6 protein-coding genes are annotated in these 3,869 nt (G+C 66.6%); 4 read left to right on the top strand and 2 right to left on the bottom strand.

Annotated features, from left to right (window positions below; translation table 11 throughout):
• Together AB0N07_RS49900 and AB0N07_RS49895 are read left to right on the top strand one after the other, a co-directional pair.
• The coding region (locus tag AB0N07_RS49900) for an integrase core domain-containing protein (RefSeq protein ID WP_365847505.1) at positions 1–144 on the top strand (144 nt) is incomplete at its 5' end.
• A 6-nt stretch (positions 145–150) separates the two neighbouring features.
• A complete protein-coding gene (locus AB0N07_RS49895) occupies positions 151–507 on the top strand; it encodes a transposase (RefSeq protein ID WP_365847503.1) in 357 nt (118 codons plus the stop codon).
• 78 nt (positions 508–585) lie between these two features.
• Here the strand turns inward: AB0N07_RS49895 and AB0N07_RS49890 are convergent, their stop codons facing one another.
• A complete protein-coding gene (locus AB0N07_RS49890) occupies positions 586–834 on the bottom strand; it encodes a Scr1 family TA system antitoxin-like transcriptional regulator (protein ID WP_365847501.1) in 249 nt (82 codons plus the stop codon).
• Positions 771–938, bottom strand: coding sequence for a hypothetical protein (locus AB0N07_RS49885; protein WP_365847499.1), 168 nt, complete (start codon positions 936–938; stop codon positions 771–773). The genes AB0N07_RS49890 and AB0N07_RS49885 overlap by 64 nt, the downstream gene beginning before the upstream one ends.
• A 755-nt stretch (positions 939–1,693) precedes the next feature.
• On the opposite strand from AB0N07_RS49885, the gene AB0N07_RS49880 reads away from it, so the two are divergent.
• Positions 1,694–3,202, top strand: a complete 1,509-nt coding sequence (locus AB0N07_RS49880) for an N-6 DNA methylase (RefSeq protein ID WP_365847497.1) — start codon at positions 1,694–1,696, stop codon at positions 3,200–3,202.
• Between the two features lie 56 nt (positions 3,203–3,258).
• Positions 3,259–3,849: a hypothetical protein gene (locus tag AB0N07_RS49875; RefSeq protein ID WP_365847495.1), complete on the top strand. Its 591-nt coding sequence runs from the start codon at positions 3,259–3,261 to the stop codon at positions 3,847–3,849.
• Positions 3,850–3,869: the final 20 nt, after the last annotated feature.

Below are 3,869 nucleotides of genomic sequence, written 5' to 3'. Positions count from 1 at the left end.
ACGGTGCGACAGGCGAGGCTGGAGATCTTCCAGTGGCTCACCTACTACAACGCCCGACGGCGCCACAGCGCCCTCAACTACCTCTCACCAGCCGAATTCGAACAGCAACAGCGGCGAGCACGTAAACTCACACTCGCAGCATGAACCCCCGTGTCCACACTCCGGGGGACGCCTCAGGAAAGCCTGCGCACCCTCCTTGCTCTGGCCCGCACCGGCGCCGACCGCCACCGCATCGGCCAGGCCCGCTACAAGTTCCTCACCTGGTGCGCGGACGCAGACATCCCGGAAGTACGTACCCTCGCCACCACCGTGGACCGCTGGTGGACCGAAATCGCCGTGTTCCTCGACACCGGACACAGCAACGCCAAAAGCGAGGGCATCAACCGCGTGATCAAGCTCGTCGCCCGCGCCGCCTTCGGGTTCCGCAACGCTACGAACCAGCGGCTACGCACACGCTGTGTCACTACCCGCCGAGCCCGCGGGCACCTCCGCACCGCTCAACTTTGAAGACCCCGTATAGCTCAGTTTTGCGGTCGGTCACTTCCGGAAGCCTTCTTCCAGCTCGACGATGCGTACGAGTGAGTCCTAGACGGGCAAGGCGGTGGCACGAATGCGCTCGTACGCCCGCTCGAAGGGGACCCCGTCCTCGCCCGCAACGTACGTGGCTCCGCCAGGTTTCTCCAAGAGGACGACGCTCGGCAGCGGTACCCGGAACTTGGTGAGTGAGAAGCCGCCTTCAAGTCCTGGAAGGAGTGTTGCATCGAAGGGCATCAACTGCACTGTGATATTGGGGAGCCCAACAGTTTCACGAAGCCTCCGCAGCTGCTCCCGCATGGCGCCGAGCGACTCGCGAATCTCGGGCGCAAGGCCGCCTCGTGCATGACAGCCCAGAACTCCAGAGGTACGCCGGGGCGGCTGAGCACAGATTGGCGAGCCATACGCACCTCCGCCAAGACGGTGACTTGGCCACTCTCAAGTCATTGCGAAGCGATGAAAGTTCGCCCCCACCGCAGAGGCCCCCCATGCCCCACTCCCTCGGCTGGTACCACACACCCCCACCCCCGCCAGCTTCGTCCTCCACCTCACCGCCACCCCCGACCACCTCCGCGCCACCCTCAATTTCATCGCCAAGACACTCGCCGACGCTGGGGTCAGTCAAGGCCTCGTGCACTCGGCGCAGTTGGTGATGTCCGAGCTGTGCGGGAACGCGGTCCGCGCGTGTGGCGACTTCGTGTCGCTCGTCGCCGAGGTGGGCGTCACGTCCTCGGGCTGCGATGATGACGCCGGCCGAGGCGTCCGCACGACCCGTGCGTCGGATGCTCCCTGTGCGGGGCGGCGTACGGCTGGACGACTCCGAGGCAGAGTCAGGGCGTGGACTGCCGTTGGTCGATCTGCTCGCCCCGGGGGGACGGGTCACGAGGACACCGGTCGGCAAGCAGATGCGCTGCTGGCTTCCGGCTCACTAGAAGAGCGGAGCCTGAGAAGAGCAGGGTCTGGCAGGCCAAAAAAGGACTGCTCGGGCCCCGGACGCCGACATTACGCCTACCCTGGAAGGGAGTTGATCGCCTGCGGCCCGATCGACCAGTTCTGATGTGTTCCCGGTGCACCTCAGCACCGGGTGCGACGCTGCCGGAACAGTGGGTGGCCCGCCGGCGTATCCACTCGGACAAGGACGTTCGAGAACGGGTGGGGCATGGCGACGAAGCGCGACGACATCTGGGCGAGAGGGCCGGAGGGGCACTGGACGGCAGAGGGGATCTTCCGGCGCTGGCAGCGGTTCTTCGAACACAAGCCGAGCCTCAAAGGGCTGACCCGGCTGGAGTTCACCGAGCACATCGCGTATCTACTCTTCCTCAAGCTCGATCATGAACGCGCCCAGCGGACAGGGATGTTCGCGAGCCCGCCGATCGCGCCGACGAACAGCTGGCCGAGCCTCGTACTCGCCAGCGGTGAGGATCTGCACCGTGGCCTGACCAGCTTGATGGCCGAACTCGGCAAGCCGAACCCGCAGGATCCCCGCCGGGCCATCGCAAGTGTCTTCTTCCATGATTCCCGTCCCTGGCCGGCCGACAAAATGGCGGATCTCGGACGGCTGATCGTCGAGGAGTTCGACCCATACCGTTGGTCGGACGTCCGGCGGGACGAACTCGGTGCCGCTTTCTCCCTGTTGATAGCCGACTGTCGGGACGACATCCGGGCCAAGCGGGAGACCGGCCAGTTCCTCACCCCTCCTCACCTGCTCACCGTGATAGCTAAGGCGCTCGCCCTCACCCCGCGGGACCGGGTGGTCGACGCGGCCGTCGGGGTCGGCACCAGCCTCATCGCCGCCCACCGTGAGATGGTCGCGCACGGGGGCCGTGTGGACGCCGCAGCCATCGCGGGCGCCGACATCGACGTACAGATGTGCCGCCTGGCGACGATGAACGTCCTCCTCAACACCGGGCGTCAGTTCCACGACGTACCTCCGATACTGCGCGCGGACTCGCTCGACACGAAGGAACGCCTGGTACACCGGTACGAGCGGGGCGTGGCCGCCACCGTCGCCATCTGCAACCCGCCGTTCAAGAGCAACGTCGAAGCGAACACCGAGCAGCGGGACGACTTCTGGGCGCAGAACGCCACGCTCCCGGCCAACTTCCTCCAGCATCTGGCCATCACCCTGCCGCAGGGAGCCAGAGCGGCCGTCTTCGTCCCCGACGGTGTCCTTTTCCACCGCGGGGCGGCGGCTGCCATCCGCAAGGCGCTCCTGAGGAACTGCGATGTGCATACGCTGCTGCGGCTGCCGACCGGCATGTTTCACGACACCGGTTCCAAGTCGAACGTACTGTTCTTCACTAAGTCCGTCCTGCGCCCGAACGGCGATCCGGCCACCGACGAGCTGTGGGTGTACGACGCCCGGGACCTGCACCACACGGACACCGAGAGCCCGCTCACCGAGGAGGACTTCGCGGAGTTCCTGGAGGCGTACCGGCCCGGAGGGGAGGGGCGCGCAGGGCGCACTGAATCGCCGCGCTTCAAGCGCTACGGCCGTGACGACGTACGCAAGATACTGGACAGCCGCCACGCCAGCCTCCTCCTGAACGCGAATCCCACCGACGCGCCCGACGACTTCGGCGACCCCCGCGAGATCGCCCAGTCGATCGTGGATCACCTCGGCGACGCACAGAGGAACTTCCAGGTCGTGCTCGACTCGCTCAGCTGACGTTCCCCGTCCCATTCTCTCGCCGCCCCCGCTCCCTCGTCAGCCGGACAGGAACCATGAACACGACTCCCCAGCAGACTGCCGCCCCCGCCCCCGTCCGTCAGACCGCTCGTGCCTTCGACATGACGTACCCCGGTCTCATCGACGTGAGCGACTTCGGCAACCGGCCGCCGGACAAGATCCAGCCCGCATTCCGCTCCCGCGCTCTGGCCGCGCACGCCGTGCGCATCATGACCGGCTGGGCCCCGGAGCGGGCGGCCGACTGTGTCATCGACGGCGGTCAGGACCAGGGGATAGACGCCATCGCCATCGACGAGGCGAGCGCACACATCTACCTCGTCCAGGCCAAGTGGAGCCCCGAAGGGACGGCCAAGGCGGACGAGACCGCGGTGCACAAGCTCTTCGCCGGGCTCACCCTCATCGACTCCGGGGAGGCCGCCCAGTTCAACCCCCGCGGTCAGATACTCGCCAAACGGGCTCACGACCTGATCGGTGAGAAGAGCACCCGGATCACCCAGGTGATCGCCCTCATGGGCACCAAACCACCCTCGCCCGGTGTGCTGCAGGTCATCAAGAACCAAGGCCGGGAAGTTAAGGCTGGCTGGGGCGCTGTCCAGGCGCGGGTGGGCGTGCTGGCCCTGCGGTGAATGACGAACGGGACCGCTGG

This window comes from Streptomyces sp. NPDC051172, from assembly GCF_040682555.1.
Classification (GTDB): Bacteria; Actinomycetota; Actinomycetes; order Streptomycetales; family Streptomycetaceae; genus Streptomyces.
The sequence above is the reverse complement of the archived record's forward strand: the minus strand, read 5'-3'. Positions and strand labels throughout refer to the sequence as shown.

Bases quoted from the DNA above. Each gene is read 5' to 3' on its own strand.
- AB0N07_RS49880 (WP_365847497.1), top strand. From the start codon at position 1,694: ATGGCGACGAAGCGCGACGACATCTGGGCGAGAGGGCCGGAGGGGCAC.
- AB0N07_RS49885 (WP_365847499.1), bottom strand. From the start codon at position 938: ATGGCTCGCCAATCTGTGCTCAGCCGCCCCGGCGTACCTCTGGAGTTC.
- AB0N07_RS49890 (WP_365847501.1), bottom strand. From the start codon at position 834: ATGCGGGAGCAGCTGCGGAGGCTTCGTGAAACTGTTGGGCTCCCCAAT.
- AB0N07_RS49875 (WP_365847495.1), top strand. From the start codon at position 3,259: ATGAACACGACTCCCCAGCAGACTGCCGCCCCCGCCCCCGTCCGTCAG.